The following is a 24,830-nucleotide window of genomic DNA, read 5'->3' as shown; positions in this document are numbered from 1 at the left end:
AATTACCGATTTCTGTCCCACTCTCTTTTTATCTTTTTTTAAGTTTGTAGACCTATAATCGTAAAAAACAGAAAAGAGGTCCTAGCTATGCGAACCATGTTGAAATTCATTTTGTCAGTCATTATCTCAGTCCATCAAAGCTATTTTTAAATTCAAAAGGCGGATGTATCAACCATCACGCCTTCTATTCTTATTTTAACCTTCCATATAATCTCTTAATTCTTTATCTTTTAAGCCAGCATTGATTGCGATCAAGAGTTTTAGCCGAGCCTTGGCGGCATTGAGCTCTTTGACAAAGAAGATGCTGTGCTCGTGAAGTTGAACTCCGCCACCGTCGTAGGCATAGACAGGTTCCGCAATCCCATTGAAGCAACGAGAAACTAAAGCAATGGGGAGGCCAGACTCTTGAAACTCAAAGAGTTTTTCCGCAACCTCCCTAGGAAGATTTCCTGCACCAAAGGCTTCGATAATTAAGCCATCCATTTGTCGGACATCTAGCATATCAAGAAGGTCTGTCTTCATGCCAGCATAGGCGGAAACAATGGGGACAACTCCCTTGATTTCTTGCAAATCAAAACGCACACGGGGTTCAGCTGTTTTGAAGAAAAGAACTTCTTTTTTCATGACCAAGCCTAGAGGACCGTGAGTTGGTGTTTGAAAAGTACTGACATTGGTTGTATGGGTTTTGGTCACGTACTTGGCTGCATGGACTTCGTCATTCATCACGACCAAGACCCCCTTGTCTTGTGATTTGGGATCTGCCGCGACCCGGATGGCAGTCAGATAGTTATAGACGCCATCACTCCCTAATTCGTTGGAGCTTCTCATGGCTCCTGTCAGGACTACCGAAATAGTTGGCAAGTCCATGGTATCTAGAAAGTAGGCTGTTTCTTCAAGAGTATCGGTACCGTGGGTGATGACAATCCCATCATACTGGGAAGCCTCTTTCTGAATCTTATGATAAAGTTGCAACATGTGCTGAGGAGTTACATGAGGGCTAGGTAAATTAAAAAAATCTTCTGAAGTAAGCTCAATCCCTGCCAGTGACAGATCAATATGGTTCATGGGGTTGGATGAATTGGTCACGACAGCTCCAGTGGCATCCGCCTGCATGGAGATGGTCCCTCCTGTATGAAGGGCCAAAATTTTCTTTATCATGTGTGTCTCCTTGAAATGTGTGTTATAATTTATTGTATCATAAAACGGAAAGAAAGCAGTCATCATGGAAATAAAAGCGGTCTTTTTTGATATTGACGGAACCTTGGTCAATGATAGTCGGATGGTCTTAAAGTCTACCGAACAGGCCATTCAAACGTTAAAAGAGCAGGGAATCTTTGTGGGCTTGGCAACGGGCCGAGGTCCTTTCTTTGTCCGCCCTTTTATCGAGCGCTATGACTTTGATTTTGCAGTTACCTATAATGGACAGTACATTTTTACCAAGGACAAGGTTTTGTCGGCTTCTCCAATTGATAAGAAGAATCTTCACCGCTTGATTCAATATGCCAAGAAACATCGAATGGAAATTGCCCTAGGGACTAAGGACGGAATAGAGGGCTCGCGCATTATGAGCTTTGGAATGAGTTCAGTTTCACAGTGGTCTGCCCAATTTGTTCCCAAAGGTCTAGCTCGAACGGTTAGCCAAGGCTTCAATAAGTTTGTCAGTCGAGTTGTACCGCAAGATCAGGAGCAATTGCTTCATATTGCTCAAGGTCCTGTTTACCAAGTTTTATTGTTAGCAAGTTCCAAGGATACGCAGAAAGTTGAACAGGACTTTCCTGATTTAAAATTCACTCGCTCCAGTCCCTATGCAGCAGATGTTATCAATCCAGGCAATTCTAAACTGGAAGGGATTCGTTTGGTTGGAGAAGAATTTGGCTTTTCAATGGATCAGGTCATGGCCTTTGGTGATTCGGATAATGATCTAGAAATGCTTTCCGGTGTTGGATTGTCCATTGCGATGGGCAATGGAACCAGTAAGGTTAAAGAAGTGGCCCAACATACTACGACTAGTAATACCAAGGACGGGATCCAAAAAGCGTTGGAACATTTTGGCATTCTAACTGATCAGCCCCTATTTGTGAGTAGCGATGACCACTTTAATCGTGTGAAAACTTTCCATCAGCTCATGGATGGTCAAACCCAGGAAGAGCCTAGAGCTTGGGAAAACCAAGAGGCTCTTTATCGAACTATGTTTAAACAAGAGGAGCTAGTAGAGTTTATTCGTGCTGCCTGTGAGGACGAGGCGAGTTTTGATCGCTCTATAGCTAGTCTCCACCAGGCCTTGGATCAAGCGGCAGAAAAAGTTCGAACGAAGCATCCTGCAGAACAATCCCTGGTAGGTCAAGTGGATGCCTTAATCGATACTCTCTATTTGACTTATGGGAGCTTTGTATTGATGGGAGTGGATCCTGAACAGATCTTTGAAATTGTGCATCGGGCAAATATGGGTAAAATTTTCCCAGATGGTAAAGCTCATTTTGATCCAGAGACTCATAAAATTTTAAAACCAGATGATTGGGAGGAAAAGTTTGCTCCTGAACCGGCTATACAAAAAGAACTGGACCGGCAAATGAAGGCTTATCAAAAGCATCATCTAGAAAACCAAACGGATAGAGAGAACAATAAAAAGGTGTGAAAGTGAAGGACTTTCACACCTTTTTGTTAGATTAATCCATGACTAGAAGGTTTTATCTTTGTCACGAACAACCAATAAATCGACTTTGGCATGGCGAAGGATATACTCAGAAGAAGACCCAACTAGTAAACGTTCGAAGGCGTTAAGGCCAGTTGCACCTACCATGATGAGATCAACTCCTTCTTGTTCAGGGATATCGTGAGCTAAGAGCACTTTTGGATTTCCCATTTCAATGACAGTAGCAACATTGTGGAGACCAGCATCTTTTGCGCGTTTAATATAGTCTTCCAGGAGTTCATTTGCTTCTGTTTGGAAGCCCTCATAAACTTCAGCATCAAAAGTAGAAACACTTTGCAAGGCACGTGTATCAACGACATGTGCTAGTGTTAGTTTTGAACCATTGCGCAAAGCAACGTTGACCCCTTTTTCGAAAGCGAGTTCTGCTTCATGAGATCCATCAACTGCAACCATAATGTTTTCGTATTTTTTAGACATAATCCGACCTCCTTTAATGCTTGAAAAAGTGAAAATGAAATGGAATAACACCATTTATGTTACCTATAATTATATTTTAACCCTTTTAACATAGATTGTAAAGGTCAAATGGAATTTTCTAATAGTTTGGGAGAAGGTATACAAAATGAGGTAACCTGCTCAGTTGTACTCGGGAATAACTAGTGGTATAATGGTAGCAGTTTGATAAAGTGAGGAAAAAATCATGAAAGAATACAATAAGTCCATCAAACTGGAACATGTCGCTTATGATATTCGGGGACCAGTTTTGGAAGAAGCCATGCGGATGCGGGCAAACGGGGAGAAAATCCTTCGCTTAAATACAGGAAATCCGGCTGAATTTGGTTTCACGGCTCCCGACGAAGTCATTCATGATTTGATTATGAACGCTCGGGATAGTGAAGGGTATTCAGATTCAAAAGGGATTTTTTCTGCCCGTAAGGCCATTATGCAGTATAGCCAGTTGAAAAAGATTCCGAATGTAGAGATTGATGATATCTATATCGGAAATGGTGTTAGTGAGTTGATCGTGATGTCTATGCAAGGCTTGCTGGATAATGGCGATGAAGTACTTGTGCCAATGCCAGACTATCCTCTCTGGACAGCAGCAGTCAGCCTAGCAGGTGGAAACGCGGTGCACTATGTCTGTGATGAAGAGGCTGAGTGGTACCCTGATATTGAGGACATCAAGTCTAAGATTACCTCAAACACCAAGGCTATCGTCGTGATCAACCCTAACAACCCGACGGGCGCTCTTTATCCAGATGAGGTATTGTTGGAAATTGTCGAGATTGCCCGCCAAAACGATTTGATTATTTTTGCGGATGAGATCTATGATCGATTGGTTATGGATGGAGATAAACATACAGCCATTGCCAGTCTTGCGCCAGATTTGTTCTGTGTCAGCATGAACGGTTTGTCCAAATCACACCGCATCGCGGGATTCCGTGTAGGCTGGATGGTCTTATCTGGACCGAAACACCACGTGAAGGGCTATATTGAAGGTTTGAACATGCTCTCGAATATGCGCTTGTGTTCAAATGTGTTGGCTCAACAAGTGGTACAGACTTCTTTGGGAGGCTACCAGTCAGTGGACGAACTCTTGCTTCCAGGGGGGCGAATCTACGAACAACGGAACTTTATTTACAAGGCCATCAATGATATTCCCGGTCTCTCAGCTGTCAAACCAAAAGCTGGTCTCTATATCTTTCCTAAGATTGATCGAGAAATGTACCGGGTGGATGATGATGAGCAGTTTGTCTTGGAATTCTTGAAACAAGAGAAGGTTCTCTTGGTTCATGGACGTGGTTTCAACTGGAAAGAGCCGGATCATTTCCGGATTGTCTACCTTCCACGAGTGGAAGAATTGGCTCAAATTCAAGAGAAGATGACCCGTTTCTTAAAGCAATACAAACGATAAACAATGGAGAAATCGCTAAAAAGGCGGTTTCTTTTTTTGAATGAATCCAACGAATATTTTGTTACGTAAGGCTAATTTTTCTGAATTGAATAGAATTGTAGAAAAAATAAATAATTTTCAGATAATTCGATTGAAATTCCCTCACTTATATGATATACTTTAGCTGACTATATGCGAGGTTTATTATGGCTAAATTATTAGAAAAAACAAGAAAAATTACATCTATCTTGAAACGCTCAGAAGAACAGTTGCAAGATGAAATGCCTTATAATGCAATTGCCCGTCAACTGGCTGATATCATTCATTGTAACGCTTGTATTATTAATAGCAAGGGAACTCTTCTAGGTTATTTCATGCGTTACAAGACGAATAATGACCGGGTTGAGGCTTTTTTTGACAATAAAAAATTGCCAGAAGATTATGCTAAGGCAGCTAGTTTGGTCTATGATACAGAGGCCAACTTAGATGTTGACCATGATTTGAGCATTTTCCCAGTGGAAACTAAGTCTGATTTTCCTGATGGTCTGACAACGATTGCTCCCATTCATGTATCTGGGATTCGTTTGGGTTCCTTGATTATCTGGCGCAATGACAAAGAATTTGCGGATGATGATTTGATTTTGGTTGAGATCGCTAGTACCGTAGTTGGGATTCAAATGTTGAACTTCCAACGAGAGGAAGATGAGAAAAACATTCGCCGCCGGACTGCAGTCAACATGGCTGTCAATACCTTATCCTATTCGGAATTGCGGGCAGTTTCCGCTATCCTTAGTGAATTGAAGGGTAATGAAGGGCAGTTGACAGCGTCTATTATTGCGGATCGGATTGGCATTACTCGCTCAGTGATTGTCAATGCACTTCGGAAGTTGGAGTCAGCAGGAATTATTGAAAGTCGTTCGCTTGGGATGAAGGGAACTTATCTCAAGGTGTTGATTCCAGATATCTTTGAGGAAATTAAGAAAAGAGACTACTAATGAACAAAGCATTGATTTCAATTGATTACACAGTTGATTTTGTCGCAGATGATGGAAAACTGACCGCAGGAGCGCCTGCCCAGGCTATTTCAGAAACTATTGCTCAAGTGACAGAGGAAGCTTTTAAGCAGGGAGCTTATGTCTTCTTTGCTATTGATGGCCACGATTTGGACGATACTTTTCATCCGGAAAGTAAACTATTTCCCCCTCACAATATTATGGGGACTACTGGTCGTCATCTTTATGGGCCTTTGGCTAATTTTTTCAAGGATTATCAGTCAGATGCTCGTGTCTTTTGGATGGACAAACGTCATTATTCTGCCTTTTCAGGGACTGATTTGGACATCCGCTTACGAGAGCGGGGAGTGGATACTGTCATTTTGACAGGGGTTTTGACGGATATCTGTGTTCTCCATACAGCTATTGATGCCTATAATCTGGGCTATCAGATTCAAGTAGTGGAGTCTGCTGTAGCCTCTCTAACAGTAGAGAATCATCAATTTGCTCTGAATCATTTTAAATACGTTTTAGGTGCAACACTAGTAGATGAGAAACTAAACAAAATCAAAGACTAACGATTGCTTTGTAAGATAGTATCAGATGAAGAATCTGATACTATTTTTTAGGAGCTAGCCATTGTTTTGTAACTCCAAAAATGATATTCTTAAGGGTGTTTAAGAAGGAGAAATGAATGAGTAGAAAAGCAGTTGTCTTTGTAGCAGAGTTATCCTATATGGAAAAATTAGAAATTGCTATCAAATCACTTTGTGCCCATCATCACCACTTGAAAATCTATGTACTGAATGAGAATATCCCTACAGAGTGGTTTCAACTGATGAATCATCGTTTGGCAACCATTGACTCAGAGATTTTGAACTGTCGGGTTGCTGCGGAGAGTTTCAAACAGTTCTCACTTCCAAGCTCGCATCTTCATTATGCGACCTTTTTCCGTTATTGCATCCCAGAATTAGTCGAAGAAGATCGTGTTCTCTATTTGGATTGTGATATGATTGTGACGAAATCTCTATCAGACTTATTTGAAGTAGATTTAGATGGCTGTGGGTTAGGAGCGGTAGAGGATCGTCCGACAACAAGAGAGGGCTTCAATGCCGGACTACTCGTATTGGACTTGGCTTGGTGGCGTAATCACCAGACGACTCAAGCTCTCTTTGACTTGACCAAGGAGCATCACCAGCATGTCTATGGAGATCAAGGAATTTTGAATCACTACTTCAAGGATGCTTGGCTTCGCCTGCCTTTAACCTATAACCTTCAAGTGGGATCGGATAAGGATCAGCATCAGTATGGGGACTTAGCCTGGTATGATGAGTTTCAAGGCCTTCCAGCAGTCATTCATTATACATCTCATAATAAGCCTTGGACAGCTAAACGATTCAATCGTTTCAGAGAGATTTGGTGGTTCTATTATGCTTTATCTTGGGAAGATAACTTATTAAGAAAGCCACTCATGCAGCAGCGCTTGGAAGATCTAGTAGGGGAATTCCCCTATCATACTGCTGTTTATACTCATTCAGCAGATTTACATGAGGTAGAGCTTCTATTGAAGGCCTTTCCAGATGTAGCTTTTCATGTATTGGCGCACACCCATTTTGGTTTTGGCTTGATTCAGCTGGAACGGTATCCAAATTTAATCCTTTATCCCGCCTTTGATCCTTTGACGAGCCGCAAGGTCCTAGAAAAAATCGATTTTTATTTGGATATCAATCCATATGGAGAAGTGGACCAAATTACTCAAAAAATCCACCAGTTGGGCAAGCCGATTTATTCCTTTGTTAGTACCAATCATGATCAGACTGGGCAAAATCACCTTTTTGAAGACCAGCAAGTAGATCAGATGATTGAAGCTATCCGCCAATATCTAAAGACAGTTGAGAAATAGAAGATGGAAAAAAAAGAAGTCATTAGTATTGTGATTCCCATTTACAATGTGGAAAAGTATCTGAGCCAGTGTCTTGAGACTGTTGTGACCCAAACCTATCCTCATTTGGAGATTATCTTGGTCAATGATGGGTCTCCTGACCAATCAGAAGCTATCTGTAAGGAGTTTTTTAAGAAGGATACTCGTATTCGCTACATCCGCCAAGAAAATGGTGGCTTATCTGCTGCAAGAAATGCGGGGATTGATTTAGCAACAGGGGACTATATTACCTTTATCGACCCAGATGATTGGGTAACGGAAGACTATATTGAAACCCTCTATAACCAATTAATAAAATATGAGGCCGATATCTCCATTGGGAACTACAATTTATATGATGAATCGAGAAGCAAGTACCTCATTAAAGTGACGGAAGAGACCTACTCAGAAGCGGTGTATGAGGGGCGGGAGATTATCGACCAGGACGCTGTCCAGGAAACCAAGGACATGGCTTGGGCCTGTGCCATGATGAAGCTCTACAAGCTTTCTCTCTTTGACGACCTTCGTTTTCCCCTTGGGAAAAATGTAGAGGATAATTTCTTGATGTATAAGTTGTTGCTGAAGGCTGAGCGTGTCATTCATACAGAGAAGTGTATCTACTGGTATCGAGTTGGCAGAGAGGACACCCTATCTCAGGTCTGGACTGAGAAGCGTGTCTCAGATGAGATGGAAGCTAAAAATGAAAAACTGGCCCTTTTAGGAATGATGGGGTATGATTTGACTTGGCATCGTTATATCTACAAGACGAGGTTGAAACGAGCGATTGAAAAGCTTGAAGAAGCCCAGCTACAAGAAACAGAAATCTATCAACGTGCCCGTATGAACTTAGGTTTGTTGGAGCCCTAAATTCTTAGTTAGTGGGCTTCTTTTTAGAAAGGATTCTTATGCTAGTCATTGCACCAGAAAATAGTAGAGAGTTGGAAAAAGTCAGAAAGCTACTGGCTATCTTGGGTCAGTCTTATCAGGTTCTGTTTACCAATTTAGAAACAGATTTGGGTCTGGGAGAAGCTAGCTTGGTTTCCCTCTTGACCTATACAGATCCCAGCTCTAGAGAGGGCAAGCCCCTCTTTTTCAATGACCTACCTGTTCCTGCCTATTGGGAGCCGTGGACCATGGGGATTACGACCTATATTTTTGATGGTCAGAAACGACGTGGAAATATAATCTTACGAAAAGATATCCAATCACGAACTGTAGAGCGTGTGGAGTGGTTGGGTGAGGGGGATACTGTTCTGACCGTTGAGGATTACAATCGTTATGGTTGGAGAAGCCGTCAACGACTGTTGGAAGAAGATGGACAAACCTACCTGGAAATTTACTACAATCGAAATCAGGAAGAGGTCTTGCATCATTTTGTCAAAAAGGGGTATTTCCTCTATCAGACAAAGTCTGGTCGAGATCAGCTTTATGCCAATGAGGAGGAATTGAGACGAGCCCTATTAGATAAGGTCCTTTCTGGTCAGGAACCCCTTATCTGTTTGGATTCGAAGGTAGTTCCCCTTCTACAAGAACTTAGAAAGGAAGACCTCATTTTTTGCAGTCCTCAGCAAGAGAATTTAGAAGATCTTCAAAAACAAGTCAAGCAGATTCTCATCTTGAATTACTATGCTCCTGAAGATCGAAACACGGACCTTCACTATGTGGCTGGATTAGTTGATCCCGAGACAATGGCCTTTCAAGCTAAGGCTTTGATCATGACAGCATCAGAAGAGGTAGAAGGCTTGGCCTATTTGGTAGAAAGTCTTCCTGGAGTGGACTTTCATGTTGCAGCCCTGACCAACATGGGACCAAAATTAACGAACCTAAACTCCTTTTCAAATCTCTATCTCCATCCGAATTGTTCAGAGGAACGTTTCCAGGAGCTATTGGTAAGTTGCTCGCTATATCTGGATTTGAACCAGGGTAAGGAAGTTTTAGCAGCCACCATGAGGGCGATTGAAAATGGACAGTTAATCCTTGGATTAGACACCACTGTTCATTGGGGAGCATATCAAAAATTACCAACTGTCCTGACCTCCGGCGAATTATTACTAGAAAAGATCAAAGAAGTGTTGCAATCACCAGAAGAGTTTACTAGTCGGATTGAGGAACAAAGAGATGTCTTACAATTGGCTAGGAAAGAAGATTTGCTTACACTCTTTAATTGTCGAGAGGAGGTAGCTACATGACCATTTATACCTTTAATCTTTTGGTGGGCTATGAACCAAATGGGGTAGATGTAGCTCAAGCTTCTCGGGCGATCATGCTTCGTCAGTTACAGGAGCCAGCACGATTTGTCTTTACGACCTGGCCCAGTCCTCAGAAGTTAGCCTATTATCTTTCGCTTGGCCACAAGGATGAAGAACTCTTATATGCCTATCTCAGCTTTACGGATCAAGCAACCAATGTTCCTTCTGTCACAGTCGGGGCTCTACAAATGGACTTTCAGTTAACGCGACTAGACTTGGTGAAAAAGACGGAGACGGAGGCACATTACCAGTTTTCTAATAACCAATCGCTGGTCTTTACTTTAGATCCTTATCATAGAGACTGTGTCCGCTATGTTGATTATCTAGTGAGAGGGTCCATTGTAAAACGGGAGTGGTATGGGGCCAAAAAAATGGTTACAGAGTACTTTGTGGGTGGGACCATCGTGCGGCGAACCTATCACCATCAAGATGGCAAAGTAGCTTTTCAAGAAATCAAGCAGGGAGAACAATGGTTTTACCAATTGGGGACAGAAATCTTATTGACCCAAACCCAAGTGTTGGAACGTTTTCTTGCTCGACTTAATCTAGGGAAAGAAGATATCCTCCTGCTTGATCGGGCTTCATTAATGGACTTTACCCGTCCAATTCTTGAGCAAAAGACTTCTGCTCGTTTAGGCTTTGTCTTTCACTCGGAACATGAATTTTTGAATGGTTCTCTTAACTATGAGTACTATTATGTATTTAAATATATGCGACGCTTTGACTTCCTGCTAGTAGCAACAGAACTTCAAAAAGAGGTCTTATTAGAAACTTTTAAAAAGCAAGGTATAGATGTACTTCCTATTTATGTACTTCCTGTTGGACATTTGGATCAGTTACAGCAACCATCGTCCCCGCGCCAACCTCTGAGCATGATGACGGCCTCTCGTCTGGATCCTCGTAAACGAATTGATTTAGCCATTCGAGCGGTTGCTCTAGCCCATCAAAAGGTGCCCGGTTTGCAATTTCATATCTTTGGTAAAGGAGGAGAGGAGCCTACTTTGCGCCAGCTTATTCAAGATCTTTATGCGGATGATTATATCTTGCTTCGAGGGCATGCAGATTTAGATTCTCTCTATCCCCAGTTTCAAGTTTATGTCACGACTTCCCAGTGGGAAACCTTTGGTTTAACCCTAATGGAAGCCGTTGGTTCGGGTTTGGCCTTGGTTGGTTTTGATGCTCGCTACGGTAATCCAACTTTCATTCAGGATGGAAAAAATGGTTACCTGGTTCCTTATGGTGTGGAGAGAAATGAAGAAGACTTGGTTGCTGACATGGCAGATAAGCTTGTCTCGGTCCTAGAAAATGACCTGGAGTCTATGCACCAGACTTCTTACAAGATTGCTAGGACCTACTTGAGAGAAAGGGTTGTCCAAGCTTGGCGTCAGGTGCTCGATGGGCTGAGGGAAGACCTTTCAAGCCATTCATAGTCAGTGAAGCAATCTGATTTCTGCAGGGCGAAAAAGTCCTGCAGATTTTTTTCTCGACCGAGCAAAATAGGGTAAATTATGGTAAAATAGTACAGATTGAAATGAATAAATTCCAAGATGGGAAAGGAAGCAAGATGAAAATTACGCAAGAAGAGGTAACCCACGTTGCCAATCTTTCAAAATTGAAATTCTCTCCAGAAGAGACAGCTGAGTTTGCGACAACCTTGTCTAAAATTGTCGACATGGTGGAATTGTTGGAAGAAGTGGACACAACCGGTGTGGCTCCAACAACAACCATGGCGGATCGTAAGACCGTATTGCGTCCGGATGTTGCTGAAAAAGGGACGGACCGTGACCGCTTGTTTAAAAATGTACCTGAAAAAGATAACTACTACATCAAGGTACCAGCTATCCTAGAAGATGGAGGAGATGCCTAATGTCATTCAACCATAAAACCATTGAAGAGTTACACGCTCTCCTTGTCTCTAAGGAAATTTCAGCAACGGAATTGACCCAAGCGACGCTTGACGATATCAAGGCGCGTGAAGAAGCGGTTAATGCTTTTGTAACGGTGGCTGAAGAAGCTGCCCTTGCACAAGCCAAGGCCATTGATGAAAAAGGAATCGATGCAGACAACCTCCTATCAGGAATTCCACTCGCGGTCAAAGACAATATCTCAACAGATGGCATCTTGACGACTGCGGCTTCAAAAATGCTCTATAACTACGAGCCCATCTTTGACGCAACGGCGGTTGCCAATGCCAAAGCCAAAGATATGATTGTCATCGGGAAGACCAACATGGACGAGTTTGCCATGGGTGGATCTGGTGAAACTTCATATTATGGACCAACCAAGAATGCATGGGACCACAGCAAGGTGCCTGGTGGATCTTCTAGTGGTTCAGCAGCTGCTGTAGCTTCAGGTCAAGTCCGTTTGTCTCTTGGTTCAGATACAGGTGGTTCTATCCGTCAACCGGCTGCTTTTAACGGGATTGTTGGTCTCAAACCAACTTATGGAACAGTTTCACGTTTCGGTCTCATTGCCTTTGGTAGCTCACTTGACCAAATTGGACCGTTTGCACCAACCGTTAAGGAAAATGCCCTCTTGCTCAATGTCATTGCCAGTGAAGATGCCAAGGATTCAACATCTGCACCTGTTCGTGTAGCAGACTTTACTTCTAAGATTGGTCAAGACATTAAAGGCATGAAGATTGCCCTTCCTAAGGAATACCTTGGGGAAGGGATTGACCCAGAAGTCAAAGAAACTATCCTCAATGCAGCCAAACACTTTGAAAAATTGGGAGCAACTGTCGAAGAAGTTAGCCTTCCACACTCTAAATACGGGGTTGCCGTATACTACATCATCGCTTCATCTGAAGCTTCTTCAAACTTGCAACGTTTCGACGGAATTCGCTATGGTTTCCGTGCGGAAGATGCCAAGAACTTGGATGACATCTATGTGAACACTCGTAGCCAAGGCTTTGGTGATGAGGTCAAACGCCGGATCATGCTTGGTACCTTTAGTTTGTCATCTGGTTACTACGATGCTTACTACAAGAAAGCTGGTCAAGTTCGTACCCTCATTATCCAAGACTTCGAAAAAGTCTTTGCGGATTACGACCTTATCCTTGGTCCAACAGCTCCAAGCGTGGCCTTTGATTTGGATTCGCTCAACCATGATCCGGTTGCCATGTACTTGGCGGACTTGTTGACCATTCCAGTCAACTTGGCAGGTCTTCCAGGAATTTCGATTCCTGCAGGTTTTGCGCAAGGTCTTCCAGTTGGTTTGCAGTTGATTGGTCCCAAGTATTCTGAAGAAACCATCTACCAAGCTGCAGCTGCCTTTGAAGCAACGACGGATTACCACAAGCAACAACCCCTTATTTTCGGAGGTGACAATTAATGAACTTTGAAACAGTCATCGGACTTGAAGTCCACGTTGAATTGAATACAAACTCAAAAATTTTCTCACCAACCTCTGCTCACTTTGGAAACGAGCAAAATGCCAATACCAATGTGATTGACTGGTCTTTCCCAGGGGTGCTTCCTGTCTTGAACAAGGGTGTTGTAGATGCTGGTATCAAGGCTGCTTTGGCGCTCAATATGGATATCCACCAGCACATGCACTTTGACCGTAAGAACTATTTCTATCCTGATAATCCAAAGGCCTACCAAATTTCACAATTTGACGAGCCAATCGGTTACAACGGTTGGATTGAAGTGCAATTGGAAGATGGCTCAACCAAGAAAATCGGTATTGAACGGGCCCATTTGGAAGAAGATGCTGGTAAGAACACGCATGGAACAGACGGCTTCTCTTATGTAGACCTCAACCGTCAAGGGGTGCCCTTGATCGAAATCGTATCAGAAGCAGACATGCGTTCTCCTGAAGAAGCCTATGCCTATTTGACAGCTCTCAAAGAGGTCATCCAGTACACAGGTATTTCTGACGTCAAGATGGAAGAAGGATCGATGCGGGTTGATGCCAACATTTCCCTTCGCCCATACGGTCAAGAGGAATTTGGTACCAAGACGGAGTTGAAGAACTTGAACTCTTTCTCAAACGTGCGTAAAGGTCTTGAATACGAAGTGGAGCGTCAAGCAAAAATTTTGCGTTCAGGTGGTGTCATTCGTCAAGAAACACGCCGTTATGATGAGGCCAACAAGAGCACGATTCTTATGCGTGTCAAAGAAGGGGCAGCGGATTACCGTTACTTCCCAGAACCAGACCTTCCCTTGTTTGAAATCTCAGATGAGTGGATCGAGGAAATGCGTACGGAGTTGCCAGAGTTTCCAAAAGATCGCCGTGCTCGCTACGTGGCAGAGCTTGGCTTGTCTGACTATGATGCCAACCAATTGACAGCGACGAAAGTCACTTCTGACTTCTTTGAAGCAGCGGTAGCCCTTGGTGGAGATGCCAAGCAAGTGTCTAACTGGCTGCAAGGGGAAGTCGCACAATTCTTGAATGCAGAAGGTAAAACGCTGGAAGAAATCCAATTGACACCAGAAAACTTGGTCGAAATGATTGCCATCATCGAAGATGGCACCATCTCATCTAAGATTGCCAAGAAAGTCTTCGTTCATTTGGCGAAAAACGGTGGCGGTGCGCGTGAATACGTCGAAAAAGCCGGATTGGTACAGATTTCAGACCCTGAAGTCTTGATTCCAATCATCCACCAAGTCTTCGCAGACAATGAAGCAGCCGTAGCCGACTTCAAGTCAGGGAAACGGAATGCGGACAAGGCCTTCACAGGCTTCCTCATGAAAGCAACCAAAGGCCAAGCCAACCCACAAGTAGCTCTCAAGTTACTTGCCCAAGAATTGGCGAAGTTGAAGGATAGTGAATAAAAGGAACAGGCACCGAAGATATCTGTCAGATTCAGAACAAAAACATTATAGAAACTTTCCTTAGGTGAGTACGGACGTCAGCGAACTTCGAAGAAGTTCCATGACTAATTAAGATACAAAGAGCGTTGCGGATAAAGTCAAAATAGGGAGCAGGACAGAAGCACTTTTGTATGGTATTGCTTCGTTGTCCTGCCCCCACAAGGCTGATTAGGATTCTTCCGAGCTAAAAGGTGAGAGAAGAATTCAATCAGCTACTGTGTCTTGGATTTAGTACTAATGTACTTTGTTCTTTTTGACACGATCCCCGTGTTCAATTCGTATTGAGCCCCTTCGCTCTTTAATTTCAGGGCTCAGGCTAAAACAGTTCCCCAAACTGTTTTACTCTCAATAATTCCGAGTGCCTGAAACAATTATGTTTCAGGAACTTTTCTCGCGGCGGAAAGTTTCAGTATATATTTACATTCTAACAGGCACCTTTTAGTGTCTGTTTTTACTTTTTTCAGAGGGAATGAAAAATGGAATTTAATTGACAAAGTCTTCTGAATATAATAAAATTAAAAACAGACCTATAGTCTGTTTTTTAAAAAAAGGAGGTATGTTGCTTGAAACAAGAAATAAAATCAAAAAGAAGTAAAGATCAAATTATACAAGTGGCTTTATCCTTGTTTTCAAATAAAGGCTATAATGAAACAACGATGGCTGATTTAGTAGAGGCGACAGGATTGTCAAAAGGGGCTGTTTACCATCACTTCAAAAGTAAGGAAGAGATTCTACAACTCTTAATGGAAAAAGAAACAATTGCCCTATCAACTTTTCTAGAAGAATTGTCAAAGAACGAAGGAGTTTCATCAACAGATCGCCTATTACAATTAGTTGATTATTTAATAGGCAATGAGAATATAAAACAGCTTACGGGCATTGACTGGGCACAAAAGATACCGTTCGGCTTGTTGTTTTCTTTAAAAAATACGGTAAATATTCTTTCCAAATATGTAGGAATAATCATTCATCAAGGAAATGAGAAGGGCGAGTTTTCTTGTAAATATCCTTTAGAGACAGCTACAACACTATCTCTATTAATTGATGTGTGGCTTGATCCAACTATATCAGGTGAAGAAATGATATCATTCTCACAAAAATTAGACTATATTGCATTTTATTTAAACAGTAGCGGTGTTCCTGTTTTAACAGAAAAAAGGTGTCAAGAGATTAATAAGTTTCTTCTTAAAGGGGGAAGAATATGAATCGGTTGTTAAGATTCTTATTTATTTTACTTATCATAGCCATGTCTGGAGCCATTATTTTTCAGCTCTTCTTTCCATCTTATATGGGAAGTCATTCAGGATATGGTGTTTCTATCGGTTGGCAGCGGGAGATTGGGATTTGGAATGTGGCAGTTCTTGTGATCCTCATTGCTGTAAATCTCAAATATGATTGGTTTTATCTTCGTACGGTTTTATTGGCCTTGATTATCGGTGGGCTTGGGATTGGGACCAATCATCTCTTCAATTATTTTCACTATCATTTGCCAGTAAATGTTATTGGAGCTTTTGAAAATTATCTTCTTGTTCTGGGCTGGATTGTCGGTTGGAAATTAGAGTCATCTCGGACTGATAATTAAGATATTAACCGTTTGTTTCTTCTTGACAAAGTTTGTGAAAAGGCTTACAATAGACTTGTCGGGTTTCCTGAAAGGGAATTGCAATTCATGGAAAAATAGGAGAATCATATGGAAACAATGAAAGCTGCTCGCTGGCATGGCAAGAAGGACGTTCGCATCGAGGAAGTAGAAGTACCAAATATCCTTCCGCATCAAGTAAAGGTTGCTGTTAAATTTGCAGGAATCTGTGGAACAGACTTGCATGAATACTTAGACGGGCCAATTTTTATTCCAACTGAAGAGCATGTTTACTCTGGTCAAAAGGCACCAGTAACCCTAGGGCATGAATTCTCAGGTGAAATTGTGGAAGTCGGAAGTGATGTGACTCGTGTCAAAGTTGGGGATCGTGTGACGATTGAACCAATTTTGGCAAAACATAACCTAATCGGTAACTACAACCTTGATCCAAACTTGAACTTTGTTGGTTTAGCAGCAGATGGTGGATTTGCTAAATACTGTGTACTGGATGGGGATTTGGTTCACGTGATTCCAGATAGCTTGAGCTATGAGCAAGCGGCTCTCACAGAACCTGCTGCTGTTGCAGTCTATGCGGTGCGTCAATCTGCTATTAAGGCAGGAGATACTGCAGTTGTCTTTGGATTGGGACCAATTGGACTCTTGATCGTGGAAGCCCTTCGTGCGGCTGGCGCATCAAAAGTTTATGCAGTTGAATTGTCTCCGGAACGCCAAGCTAAGGCTGAAGAATTGGGTGCCATTGTGGTTCGTCCAGAAGAAGGTGAATCAATCGTTGAAGCGATCCATCGTTTAACAGGTGGTGGCGCCGATGTGTCTTATGAAGTAACAGGGGTTCCTGTTGTTCTTGGACAAGCTTTGGCAGCTGTTCATAAGGCTGGTGAATGTATGGTTGTTTCCATTTGGGAACGCGAAGCCAGCATCAATCCAAATGAATTCGCTATTCAAGAAAAAACCCTCAAAGGGATTATCGCTTATCGTCACATCTTCCCTAAAGTATTGGAATTGATGGAACAAGGCTACTTCTCTGCTGAAAAATTGGTTACCAAGAAAATCAAATTGGAAAATATTGTTCAAGATGGCTTTATCGAATTGACGCAAGATAAATCTCAAATCAAGATTTTAGTTGAGCCATAATTTGCTATATTTACAGAATAAGACCAGTCCGTTTGGACTGGTTTTTATGATTCTAACTGACCTAAAAAAGATATAGAAAATGGTATGATGTTTTACGAAAACGCTTGCATAAATCCAAAGGAAATGCTATACTAATTGAGTATTACAATTTAAGGAGACAGATATGAAACAGAAATCTTCTGTTACAGGCGATAAGCAAGTGGTCTATGCGATTGGTCGGTTGAAAAATGGCGTTGGTTCGGTGGCGATTGCGACGAGCTTAGCCCTATTAACAGCCTTTGCTGGTCCGGTCAGTGCGGATGAAGGGATCACCCCCCCTGCACAAGCCTCAGAAGTGGTGACAGCCCCGTCAAATGAAGTAAGCACTTCTTCATCTGATGTGAAACCAGCTGCGACCACTGAAACAAGTGAAACCCCAAAAGTGGCGGATGAAAGTGTCACAGCGCCTGAAAATGTAAGCGTACTCACTGAAGAGGTGGTATCTCCTAAGGCTGAGAAGGCAGAAGAGCCGATTGCTGATCAGACTATCCGGATTCACGTGAAAAAGCTACCAGAAGAAAACAAGGAAACTCAGGGGCTTTGGACCTGGGATGATGTTGAAAAACCTTCGGAAAACTGGCCGACAGGGGCTCAATCCTTTAAGGACGCTAAGACGGATGACTACGGCTATTACCTAGATGTCAAGCTCAAAAATGAGCAGGCTAAGAAGATTAGCTTCCTCATCAACAATGTTAAAGGAGACAATATCACAGGGGATAAGTCCATTGAATTGCTCTCGCCAGAGATGAATGAAGCTTGGTTGGACGAAAAATTTAAAGTCTATTCTTATCAGCCTCAAGCAGAGGGAACTGTTAGAGTGAATTACTATCGAACAGATGGCAACTATGACAAAAAATCTCTCTGGTATTGGGGAGATGTAGAAAATCCGAGCAGTGCTGCTTGGCCGGATGGGACAGATTTTACAGCGACAGGGAAATATGGTCGTTACATCGATATCCCCCTAAAGGCTGCTGCAAAAGAATTTGGTTTCTTATTATTGGACGAAAGCAAGTCTGGAGACGATGTGAAAATTCGACAAGAAGATTATAAATTTGCTGATTTGAAGAACCATAGCCAGATTTTCCTACGGGACGATGATCCTACCGTTTATACTAACCCATACTATGTCAACGATATCCGTATGACGGGTGCTCAGCATGTTGGTAAGGAAAAGATTGAAGCCAGCTTTTCGACCTTGGCAGGAGCACAGAAAGAGGAGCTACTCAAACGGACCAAGATCACGGATGCTCAGGGAAATCCTGTCACCATCTCGGACCTTCTTTTAGATGAAGCAGGGAAGAAAGTAACCTATACGGGGGATTTCTCTCAGGTTGATCAATCCTATACGGTTCAATACGACAATGATCGCTTTACGACTAAAATGAACTGGCGCCTCAAGGATGAAGCTTATAGCTATGATGGAACTCTCGGAGCTCATCTTCATGAAGCTGGGAAAAAAGTGGATCTCACCCTCTGGTCACCAAGTGCGGATAAAGTATCCGTTGTCGTCTATGATAAGAATGATTCTGAAAAACTAGTTGGTCGTGTGGCTCTAGAAAAAGGGGATAGAGGTACTTGGAAGCAGACCCTTTCTGCTGATTCAGGACTGGATATCCAAGATTATACGGGCTATTTCTACCAGTATGAAATTGAACGCCAAGGGAAAACCTTCACAGTCCTTGATCCTTATGCCAAATCACTGGCAGCTTGGAACAGTGAATTGGCCAAGACAGATGATGTCCATAAGGTAGCTAAAGCAGCCTTTGTAGATCCAAGTAGATTAGGTCCGAGTGACTTAACCTATGCGTCCATTCCAAACTTCAAGAAACGGGAAGATGCCATCATCTATGAAGCCCATGTCCGCGACTTCACTTCTGATCCGGCTTTGGCGTCAGAGCTTAAGAGCCAGTTTGGGACCTTTGCTTCCTTTGTTGAAAAATTGGATTACCTCAAAGACCTTGGTGTAACGCACGTTCAACTCTTACCAGTTCTGTCTTATTACCATGTCAATGAATTAAAAAATAGCGAGCGCTTGTTAGAGTATGCATCAAGCAATAGCAACTACAACTGGGGCTATGATCCACAGAACTACTTCGCCTTGTCAGGGATGTATTCAACAGATCCAAGCAATCCTCAAAAACGGATTGAAGAATTCAAGAATTTGGTCAATGAAATCCACAAACGTGGAATGGGAGTGGTACTAGACGTTGTCTATAACCACACCGCTAACGTGGACATCTTTGAGGATATCGAGCCGAATTACTATCATTTCATGGATGCGGACGGTACGCCTCGGACAAGCTTTGGTGGTGGACGCTTGGGAACAACCCACTACATGTCCAAACGGATCTTGGTCGATTCGATCAAGTATTTAGTGGATACATATAAGGTGGATGGTTTCCGATTTGACATGATGGGAGACCATGATGCGGCCTCTATCGAAGAAGCCTACAAGGCAGCCCGTGCTCTGAATCCAAATCTCATCATGTTGGGTGAAGGCTGGGTGACCTATGCAGGTGATGAAAACAGCCCAGTACAACCAGCTGACCAATCCTGGATGAAGAAAACAGATACCGTTGCAGTATTCTCGGATGATGTTCGAAACAATCTAAAATCTGGCTATCCAAATGAGGGACAACCTGCCTTTATCACCAATGGAAAACGGAAAATTGCGACTATCTTTAAGAATCTCATCGCACAACCAACCAACTTTGAGGCAGATAGTCCAGGTGATGTTATCCAATACATTGCAGCCCATGATAACTTGACCCTCTTTGATATTATCGCTCAATCTATCAAGAAGGATCCAAGCATTCCAGCAAATAATGCAGAGATCCATCGTCGCTTGCGTCTCGGAAATCTGCTTGTCTTGACAGCTCAAGGAACACCTTTCCTTCATTCTGGTCAAGAATATGGTCGGACCAAGCAGTTCAAGGATCCAGCTTACCGCACGCCTGTTTCCGATGACAAGGTTCCAAACAAATCTCATTTGTTGGTCGATGAAAATGGAAAACCATTTGACTACCCTTACTTTATCCATGATTCCTATGACTCAAGTGATGCCATCAACCACTTTGATTGGGGAAAAGCAACCAATGAAGACCTCTATCCAGAGAATACACGCTCTCGGGCCTTCACCAAAGGGTTAATTGCCCTTCGTAAGTCGACAGATGCCTTCCGGATGGATAATATGAATGAAGTGAAGAGTCGCGTCAAGCTCTTGACGATTCCAGGTGAGAATGGTGTGGAAGAAGAGGATCAGGTGATTGGCTACCAAATCACTGCAAGCAATGGGGAAGTATACTTGGTATTGGTCAATGCAGATACCAAGGCCCGTGACTTTGCTCTAGGGACTGACCTAGAACGCTTTAGAAAAGCGGATGTTCTAGTGGATGGGGAACGAGCAGGTATTAGCAATCTGACTGATCCAAAAGGAATCTCTTGGACAGAAACAGGACTTCGACTGGATGCTTTGACTGCAACTGTTTTGCGTTTGTCTGCTAAGGAAGAAGCTGAAAATCCAGCACTTCCGGATCGTTCTGAATACCATACGCCGGTATTTCCATCTCCAGAGAAAGTCCTTCCTTCGCAAACTGCTAAACCGACGCCACAACTTCTGGCTCAAAAGAACGAAGAGCCAGAGGTTCAAGATTTGGCTCCTCATCATGAATTCGTTTCAGTTGAAACAGGAGAAGAAGCAAGCCCAGCTCGCCTGCTTCCTGAAACAGGAGAAGCGAGCTCCAACCTCACCAGTCTGGCTGGACTTCTTCTCTTAGGAGGTCTCGGGTTAGGAATGGCTAAGAAAGGGAGAGAAGAAGACTAAGCTCTTCTAGATAGGACCTTAAAAATACTTTTTAAATCCAACAAAAATCAGCCCTTTTGGGCTGGTTTTTGTGATAAAATAGAGAAGAAGCAGAGTACCGCATTAATTTGTTTTAGGAGGCAATATGTCTACATCTCTCAAAGGAACCTTGATGACTGTAATTGCTGGGATTGCCTGGGGGCTTTCTGGAGTGAGTGGGCAGTATTTGATGGGACACGGTTTTTCGGCCCTTATCTTGACCAATATTCGCCTGCTGATTTCAGGTGCCGTCCTCATTCTCTTTGCTTATCTGTCTAATAAAGAGAAGTTTTTTGCCTTTTTGAAGGATAAAAGCTCTTATATCTCTTTGATTCTTTTTGCTTTTTTGGGCTTGTTATTGACTCAGTTAACGTATCTAATTGCTATTGCAGAAACTAATGCTGGAACTGCAACGGTGCTTCAATATGTATGCCCGGTTGGTGTTTTAGCCTATACCTGCATCAAGGACCGCGTTGGGCCAACTGTCTCAGAGATTGCTTCTATGCTATTAGCGATTGGGGGGACTTTCCTGATTGCAACCCATGGACAGTTGAATCAATTGGCTATTACTCCCAAGGGTCTAGGCTGGGGCTTGTTTTCGGCCTTTGCCTATGCTCTCTATATTATCTTGCCCCTAAACTTAATCAAAAAATGGGGAAGCATGCCGGTCATTGGGGTAGGCATGCTCTTGCCAGGGATTCTCATGGTTCCTTTTAGTGGCCTGGTATCCTTTCAAGGACATTATTCTTCGGATAACCTTTTGGCCCTCTTTGGCTTGATCGTATTAGGAACTATTTTTGCTTATACGGTCTTTCTCAAAGGAACCTCAATGGTTGGGGCAGTAAAAGGGAGTTTATTAGCTTCTATTGAGCCTATTTCCGCTGTATTTTTCGCCTATATGATTATGAACGATCAGTTCTATGCGATTGATTTTATTGGAATGGGGATGATTCTGTTAGCAGTTCTCCTGATTTCTCTGAAAGACCTCATCATTCAAAAAGAAAAAGGAATTCTATAAAAAAGATGCTGGGCTGTTGCCCAACATCTTTTTTACATCATTTGCCAGAAATAGTCGATGATATAGGTGAGACCGTAGGTGTAGATGACCAAGGTAATCGGCTTGCACAAAATAATAATCGTCATGTAGCGTTTGAAGGTCATATTTGTCAAACCAGCTAGCATACAGATGAAGTCTGCAGGGCTGATGGGCCAGATCATCATGAAGATGAAGAAACGATCGAACCGCTTGCCTTCATTGAGCCAGCCGATATACTTGTCGTAGGTCTTTTTACTGACCATGGATTGGACAAATTTAGGCCCATACATTCTCGCCAGGTGAAAGATAATGGCACAGCCAATGACAATTCCAATGTAGTTGTAGATGGTCCCAATGATGTGGCCATAGATAAAGACCCCAGCGACAGATGTCAGAGCACCAGGGATAATAGGCACCACTGTCTGGAGAATCTGAAGAAAGATAAAGAGAGGGGGTCCAAAGATACCTGCTTGGAGAATAAAAGCCGACAAGGTCTCCTTAGATTGAAGAATGCCAGCAAAGTAGGCCCAGATACAGAAAGCAAGGGTTGCGAGGGCTCCAATGATGGAGGACCAATTGATGATTTTTTGGAGGAGAGGTGAGACCTCCTTCAATTTTTTTTCTTTTGCTATCATAACTCTTCCGTGTAGTTTTTCTTCTACTATACCACGTTTTTTGAACTTTGTAACGATTTTGTCTATTTTAGGGAATATCAAAGAGATAGATTGGGGCCTCTTACAAAGGGGAGACAACGAAGCAAGTGCAAAATACGTCCATTTATGCTACAATGAAGAGAATATAAAAAATGGAGAAGAACGTGTCAATCGAAAATTACAAACCAGATTTTGCGGTGGAAGCAGCCTATGATCTCACCGTTGCAGACTTGAAAAAACAGGGCATCAAGGCCGTTCTCGTGGATTTGGATAATACCTTGATTGCTTGGAATAATCCGGACGGCACCCCAGAGATGCGCCAGTGGTTGCATGACCTTCGTGATGGCGGGATTCGGGTCATCGTGGTGTCCAATAATAGTCCTAAACGGGTCAAACGTGCGGTTGAGAAATTTGATATTGACTTTGAAGCTTGGTCACTCAAGCCCTTTACCTTTGGGATTGATCGGGCTCTCAAACGTTTCCACTATGAAAAAAATGAAGTGGTCATGGTAGGGGATCAATTGATGACCGACATTCGGGCAGCTCATCGGGCGGGCATTCGTTCGATTTTGGTTAAACCTTTGGTCGAGCATGACTCCATCAAGACCCAGATCAACCGGGCGCGTGAACGCCGTGTCATGAAGCAAATGGCCGAAAAATATGGTCCGATTGTATATAAAAAAGGAATTTAAGAATGGAAGAATTATTCTGTATTGGCTGTGGAGCCCCCATTCAGACAGAAAACAAAGAGGGACTAGGCTATACTCCCCAATCAGCTCTTGAAAAGGGCTTGGAAACAGGCGAAGTCTATTGCCAACGCTGTTTCCGTCTCCGTCACTACAATGAAATCACAGATGTACATCTGACAGATGATGATTTCCTGAAATTGCTACACGAGGTAGGAGATAGTGACGCTCTCGTGGTCAATGTAGTCGATATTTTTGACTTTAATGGCTCCGTCATCCCCGGCTTACCTCGCTTTGTAGCAGGAAATGATGTGCTTTTGGTCGGAAATAAAAAGGATATCTTGCCCAAGTCTGTCAAGGATAGCAAGGTGACCCATTGGTTGATGGAGCGGGCCCACGAAGAAGGCATGCGTCCTGTCGATGTGGTCCTCACCTCTGCTCAAAACAAGAGTGCTATCAAGGACTTGATGGAAAAGATTGAGCAGTACCGTAAGGGTCGTGACGTCTATGTGGTAGGTGTGACCAATGTTGGGAAATCGACCCTCATCAATGCGATTATCCAAGAAATCACAGGCGATAAGGATATTATTACAACTTCTCGCTTCCCAGGGACAACACTGGACAAGATTGAAATCCCACTGGACGATGGATCCTACATCTACGATACACCAGGGATTATCCATCGTCACCAGATGGCTCACTACTTGACGGCAAAAAACCTCAAGTATGTCAGCCCTAAAAAAGAAATCAAGCCCAAGACTTATCAGCTCAACCCAGAGCAAACCCTCTTCTTGGGTGGTCTGGGACGCTTTGACTTTATCAAGGGAGAAAAGCAAGGTTTCACCGCCTTCTTTGATAACGAACTCAAGCTTCATCGGACCAAACTCGAAGGAGCGACCGCCTTTTATGACAAGCATGTCGGTGGCTTACTAACACCCCCTAACAGCAAGGAAAAAGAAAAATTTCCACCCTTGGTTCCCCATGAGTTTACCATCAAGGACAAGACAGACCTCGTCATCTCAGGACTCGGCTGGATCCGCGTCAATGGGGAAGCAAGAGTAGCTGTGTGGGCACCAGAAGGCGTCGCCGTCGTCACTCGAAAAGCTATTATTTAAAAATATGAAAGGAAATAGTTTCTTTATAGACAGGGCGAGTGTAACGAGCCTAGAAAGGATACTTTTCGCTGTGGTGAAAGCCTAAGTAGGTGTTTGACTACTTAGGCGCGGGAAATTTGAGACCTTAGGCTCAAATTTAAGTCATGGAACTCCACTAGGAGGTCGCTGACGACCACTGCCACATCAGAAAAGTATCAAAAAAG

The 24,830-nt window shown here is 43.0% G+C and carries 21 protein-coding genes; 18 read left to right on the top strand and 3 right to left on the bottom strand.

The features are described from left to right. Positions 1-195 precede the first annotated feature (195 nt). Complete coding sequence (locus tag E5S68_RS05955) at positions 196-1,158, bottom strand: asparaginase (protein ID WP_135782746.1); 963 nt, start codon at positions 1,156-1,158, stop codon at positions 196-198. Positions 1,159-1,222: 64 nt separating this feature from the next. On the opposite strand from E5S68_RS05955, the gene E5S68_RS05950 reads away from it, so the two are divergent. Further along, positions 1,223-2,635, top strand: coding sequence for a Cof-type HAD-IIB family hydrolase (locus E5S68_RS05950; protein WP_135782745.1), 1,413 nt, complete (start codon positions 1,223-1,225; stop codon positions 2,633-2,635). Positions 2,636-2,677: 42 nt separating this feature from the next. Here the strand turns inward: E5S68_RS05950 and E5S68_RS05945 are convergent, their stop codons facing one another. Next, complete coding sequence (locus E5S68_RS05945) at positions 2,678-3,130, bottom strand: universal stress protein (RefSeq protein WP_135782744.1); 453 nt, start codon at positions 3,128-3,130, stop codon at positions 2,678-2,680. 223 nt (positions 3,131-3,353) lie between these two features. On the opposite strand from E5S68_RS05945, the gene E5S68_RS05940 reads away from it, so the two are divergent. From E5S68_RS05940 to E5S68_RS05870, 15 genes are all read left to right on the top strand, one after another. After that, entirely contained in the window at positions 3,354-4,568 is a 1,215-nt protein-coding gene (locus E5S68_RS05940; RefSeq protein ID WP_135782743.1) for a pyridoxal phosphate-dependent aminotransferase, read from the top strand. A 185-nt stretch (positions 4,569-4,753) separates the two neighbouring features. Further along, positions 4,754-5,542, top strand: a complete 789-nt coding sequence (gene codY / locus E5S68_RS05935) for a GTP-sensing pleiotropic transcriptional regulator CodY (RefSeq protein ID WP_135782742.1) — start codon at positions 4,754-4,756, stop codon at positions 5,540-5,542. Next, positions 5,542-6,117 carry a cysteine hydrolase family protein gene (locus tag E5S68_RS05930; protein WP_135782741.1) on the top strand — a complete coding sequence of 192 codons (576 nt, stop codon included), beginning with the start codon at positions 5,542-5,544 and terminating at the stop codon, positions 6,115-6,117. Before codY ends, E5S68_RS05930 begins: the two co-directional genes overlap by 1 nt. A 116-nt stretch (positions 6,118-6,233) precedes the next feature. Continuing rightward, positions 6,234-7,442: a glycosyltransferase gene (locus tag E5S68_RS05925; RefSeq protein ID WP_135782740.1), complete on the top strand. Its 1,209-nt coding sequence runs from the start codon at positions 6,234-6,236 to the stop codon at positions 7,440-7,442. Positions 7,443-7,445: 3 nt separating this feature from the next. After that, complete coding sequence (locus E5S68_RS05920; protein ID WP_135782739.1) at positions 7,446-8,327, top strand: glycosyltransferase family 2 protein; 882 nt, start codon at positions 7,446-7,448, stop codon at positions 8,325-8,327. A 38-nt stretch (positions 8,328-8,365) separates the two neighbouring features. Next, a complete protein-coding gene (locus E5S68_RS05915) occupies positions 8,366-9,649 on the top strand; it encodes an accessory Sec system glycosyltransferase GtfB (protein ID WP_135782738.1) in 1,284 nt (427 codons plus the stop codon). Further along, positions 9,646-11,139 (top strand): glycosyltransferase, encoded by a 1,494-nt coding sequence (locus tag E5S68_RS05910; protein WP_135782737.1) that lies wholly within the window; start codon positions 9,646-9,648, stop codon positions 11,137-11,139. The genes E5S68_RS05915 and E5S68_RS05910 overlap by 4 nt, the downstream gene beginning before the upstream one ends. Before the next feature lie 134 nt (positions 11,140-11,273). Then, complete coding sequence (gatC, locus tag E5S68_RS05905; protein WP_002884769.1) at positions 11,274-11,576, top strand: Asp-tRNA(Asn)/Glu-tRNA(Gln) amidotransferase subunit GatC; 303 nt, start codon at positions 11,274-11,276, stop codon at positions 11,574-11,576. Further along, positions 11,576-13,042, top strand: coding sequence for an Asp-tRNA(Asn)/Glu-tRNA(Gln) amidotransferase subunit GatA (gatA, locus tag E5S68_RS05900; RefSeq protein ID WP_135782736.1), 1,467 nt, complete (start codon positions 11,576-11,578; stop codon positions 13,040-13,042). Before gatC ends, gatA begins: the two co-directional genes overlap by 1 nt. Continuing rightward, positions 13,042-14,487, top strand: a complete 1,446-nt coding sequence (gene gatB, locus E5S68_RS05895) for an Asp-tRNA(Asn)/Glu-tRNA(Gln) amidotransferase subunit GatB (protein WP_135782735.1) — start codon at positions 13,042-13,044, stop codon at positions 14,485-14,487. The genes gatA and gatB overlap by 1 nt, the downstream gene beginning before the upstream one ends. A 602-nt stretch (positions 14,488-15,089) precedes the next feature. Further along, positions 15,090-15,731 carry a TetR/AcrR family transcriptional regulator gene (locus E5S68_RS05890; protein ID WP_135782734.1) on the top strand — a complete coding sequence of 214 codons (642 nt, stop codon included), beginning with the start codon at positions 15,090-15,092 and terminating at the stop codon, positions 15,729-15,731. Beyond that, a complete protein-coding gene (locus E5S68_RS05885) occupies positions 15,728-16,108 on the top strand; it encodes a hypothetical protein (protein WP_135782733.1) in 381 nt (126 codons plus the stop codon). The genes E5S68_RS05890 and E5S68_RS05885 overlap by 4 nt, the downstream gene beginning before the upstream one ends. A gap of 108 nt (positions 16,109-16,216) precedes the next feature. After that, positions 16,217-17,257, top strand: a complete 1,041-nt coding sequence (locus tag E5S68_RS05880) for a 2,3-butanediol dehydrogenase (RefSeq protein WP_135782732.1) — start codon at positions 16,217-16,219, stop codon at positions 17,255-17,257. 163 nt (positions 17,258-17,420) lie between these two features. Further along, a complete protein-coding gene (locus E5S68_RS05875) occupies positions 17,421-21,119 on the top strand; it encodes a pullulanase (protein ID WP_135782731.1) in 3,699 nt (1,232 codons plus the stop codon). A 124-nt stretch (positions 21,120-21,243) separates the two neighbouring features. Then, entirely contained in the window at positions 21,244-22,155 is a 912-nt protein-coding gene (locus tag E5S68_RS05870; protein WP_135782730.1) for a DMT family transporter, read from the top strand. 32 nt (positions 22,156-22,187) lie between these two features. Here the strand turns inward: E5S68_RS05870 and E5S68_RS05865 are convergent, their stop codons facing one another. Further along, positions 22,188-22,808: a TVP38/TMEM64 family protein gene (locus E5S68_RS05865; protein WP_135782729.1), complete on the bottom strand. Its 621-nt coding sequence runs from the start codon at positions 22,806-22,808 to the stop codon at positions 22,188-22,190. A gap of 182 nt (positions 22,809-22,990) precedes the next feature. On the opposite strand from E5S68_RS05865, the gene E5S68_RS05860 reads away from it, so the two are divergent. Together E5S68_RS05860 and yqeH are read left to right on the top strand one after the other, a co-directional pair. Then, the gene (locus tag E5S68_RS05860) at positions 22,991-23,518 is read left to right on the top strand and encodes a YqeG family HAD IIIA-type phosphatase (protein WP_049514161.1); all 528 of its coding nucleotides are present in this window, start codon (positions 22,991-22,993) and stop codon (positions 23,516-23,518) included. A 2-nt stretch (positions 23,519-23,520) separates the two neighbouring features. After that, a complete protein-coding gene (yqeH, locus tag E5S68_RS05855) occupies positions 23,521-24,627 on the top strand; it encodes a ribosome biogenesis GTPase YqeH (protein ID WP_135782728.1) in 1,107 nt (368 codons plus the stop codon). Positions 24,628-24,830: the final 203 nt, after the last annotated feature.

Source organism: Streptococcus rubneri (assembly GCF_004785935.1).
Classification (GTDB): domain Bacteria; phylum Bacillota; class Bacilli; order Lactobacillales; family Streptococcaceae; genus Streptococcus; species Streptococcus rubneri.
The sequence above is the reverse complement of the archived record's forward strand: the minus strand, read 5'-3'. Positions and strand labels throughout refer to the sequence as shown.